The 2,444-nt window shown below is 68.0% G+C and carries 4 protein-coding genes; all 4 read right to left on the bottom strand.

From position 1 onward, the window contains the following. Positions 1-200: 200 nt before the first annotated feature. Positions 201-836: a Fic family protein gene (locus AB0C62_RS42095; protein ID WP_362982602.1), complete on the bottom strand. Its 636-nt coding sequence runs from the start codon at positions 834-836 to the stop codon at positions 201-203. Continuing rightward, positions 826-1,584, bottom strand: a complete 759-nt coding sequence (locus AB0C62_RS42090) for a hypothetical protein (protein WP_362982600.1) — start codon at positions 1,582-1,584, stop codon at positions 826-828. Before AB0C62_RS42090 ends, AB0C62_RS42095 begins: the two co-directional genes overlap by 11 nt. A gap of 139 nt (positions 1,585-1,723) precedes the next feature. After that, positions 1,724-2,068 (bottom strand): DUF6584 family protein, encoded by a 345-nt coding sequence (locus AB0C62_RS42085; protein ID WP_362982598.1) that lies wholly within the window; start codon positions 2,066-2,068, stop codon positions 1,724-1,726. A gap of 133 nt (positions 2,069-2,201) precedes the next feature. After that, positions 2,202-2,444 (bottom strand): GlsB/YeaQ/YmgE family stress response membrane protein (locus AB0C62_RS42080; protein ID WP_362982596.1); only part of this gene is annotated, 243 nt, incomplete at its 5' end.

The following is a 2,444-nucleotide window of genomic DNA, read 5'->3' as shown; positions in this document are numbered from 1 at the left end:
CGAAAGCCCGGTCGGCCCGACTCCCCCAGTCAGCATCTGCCGATCACGTAATCTGAGCGCCCGACCGGGCCCGCCTGCGCGCGCGTTGAGAGAGGATTCGTCGTGGTCAGTGCGGTGGGTACCGGCGGCCGGCTCGCCAGGCACGCAAGGACGCCGACCGCCGCCGGGCGACGGCGGAGCGAGGGCGAGCCCCTGGGGTGTCAGTGGCGTGGCCTGGTCGCCCGGCGATGGGTCGAGCGGATGAGGACGGAGACCAGATCGGCCAGGTCTGCCGCTCCGGCGGCGTCGTCCGCGTATCGCGTGGTCTGCAAGGGGCCGACCTGGTCCACCCGAACTCTCTCCAGCTCCAGGACGTAGGCGAGTGTGAGCATGGCAAGGCGGGCGTTGCCGTCAGGGAAGGGGTGGAAGAAGGCCACGTCCAGGTAGGCCCTGGCGGCACGGGAGGCGAGGGGGACTCTCGGGTCAGTGCTCTGAGAGACACAGTGCACGAAGTCTCGCTGGGTGTGGGACGTGAGCGCATAGCGTTCCCGCCCGCCCTTGGCGAATGCGTCGCCTCGTCGGAACGCGACCTCTGGCATGCCGAGGACAAGGCGCTGCCATTCAGCCAGAAGCACGTAGGTGAGGGGGCGCTTACGAGACGCGTCGACGCGCGTCCGAGTCAGCGCCGTGAGCAGGCGGTCGCCTCGGGCAGGATTCGAGGAGCGGTCCCCCGCCTCGCACCAGATGGCAAAGCCGTCCACGGCCGCCCGGACGGGGGCCGGCGTCTCACCCGCGGCAGAAGCCCAGTCGATCTGGTTCCTCACCTGGCACCAGGTGGCCAACGCGTCAGCGGTCACGGTACGGCGCCTCCCCGGTCAGGTCTACGGCAAGATCCGTTCCCACGGCGTCGACCAAGGTCTGCGACGGTGTCGCCCAGCTCTCGAACCGTCCCCCGATCGCGGTGTCGACCGCGTTCTTTGCGGTCTCCGGCCCCATTCCCGTTGACGACAGGAACCACGTCAGCACCGTGCGGCAGAGCCCGTACCAGCCGCTTTCGGCACCGGTACGGTCCACGACCACCGTCACCAGTCGAGTCGCCGCACGTTCCAGGTGCCAGCTGCGATCCTCGGCATCCGCCCCGTCGGGCGGCGCCAACTGTGCGAACCGTTCGGCCAGTTCCTCGAGCCAGTCGCGCCACTCCAGCAGCGACGCGATCACCCTGGTGGCCGTAGCCGCGGACTCGCCCACGGAGTGGGAGTCGCAGCACCAACTGGTGACGACGCCACCACCACCGCCCTCGCCGACCGCCCAATGCCACCCGCAGGCCCATCGGCCGTATCGAGCTGCCAGAAGAGCTGTGACCTCAGTGGTGAACCGATGCCGCTCTTCCCACCCGGTGCCGACAGGAGGGACCATCGTGGCGATCACTGTGGTGATCTGACAGCTCTCCTCATCGTCCCAGTCGAAGGCGATGACGTCGGGATCGACGGCGGACCACGGCAACCAGGCCGGGGCAAGCTCGTAGTTGACGGCCGTGGTGTTCCTCCAGAGTCGGGCAGGGCTCAACAACTGGGTGATATTGGCAAAGTCTCGCGGTTCTGTCACACGACTTTCCGGCACCGCCGATCTCTGGGGTGACGGCAAAAGGCCGTCGCACCTGTCACCAGGAGTCCCGTTCACGACAGTCCAGGATCCTGCCTGCCGACTTCGCGCTGTGTTCCTCGCTGGTCCCTGTTGACCTGGGTCAATCGAGGAGAGCGACGAGCCCGTTCACCCAGATCGCGAGGAGCACAAGGACCAAGGCCAGGCAGCCGACGCCCGCCAGCACACCGCCGATCGTCCACGGCCCGGAGGGCGGCTCGTATTCCTCCTGGAGGTCGTCCTGGTAGGAGGCGGGATTGTCCCAGTCGACGGTGTGGCCCAGATTTTCGGCGCAGGCGCTGCGTACCGCGACCAACTGCGCCTGCGCGAAGGCGGTGCCTGCTGTCGTCTCGGGGCCGTGCCAGGCCAGTGCCTTCATCCCGTTGGCTGCGGCCGTCCCCGACGAGCAGCGAACGACGGCAAGCCCCCTTCGTCCAGACGTGGCCATGAGGTGTGCCGTACTCGTGGAGTACGGGTCCTGGGATACAGCGGCGTTCGCTTCCCAACGTCGGCAAAAGGCGGCGGCTCCGTCCTCCCGTGAAGGGAGGGCGGAGCCGTTTCGCCGAAGGTGCGGGGTGGGGTCAGGCGTGGCGGCGGTTGCCGGTGATGACCCGGTACAGGGCCAGGAGGATCAGCGAGCCGATGATGGCGGCGATCCAGGTGGAGAGGTCGAAGAAGCCGTCGATGGAGTCGACACCGAAGATGACCTTGCCGAGCCAGCCGCCGAGCAGACCTCCCGCGATACCGATGAGCATCGTGATGATGATGCCGCCCGGGTCCTTTCCGGGCATGAGCGCCTTGGCGATGATGCCCGCGAGCAGACC

The organism is Streptomyces sp. NPDC048643, assembly GCF_040650615.1.
Classification (GTDB): domain Bacteria; phylum Actinomycetota; class Actinomycetes; order Streptomycetales; family Streptomycetaceae; genus Streptomyces.
The sequence above is the reverse complement of the archived record's forward strand: the minus strand, read 5'-3'. Positions and strand labels throughout refer to the sequence as shown.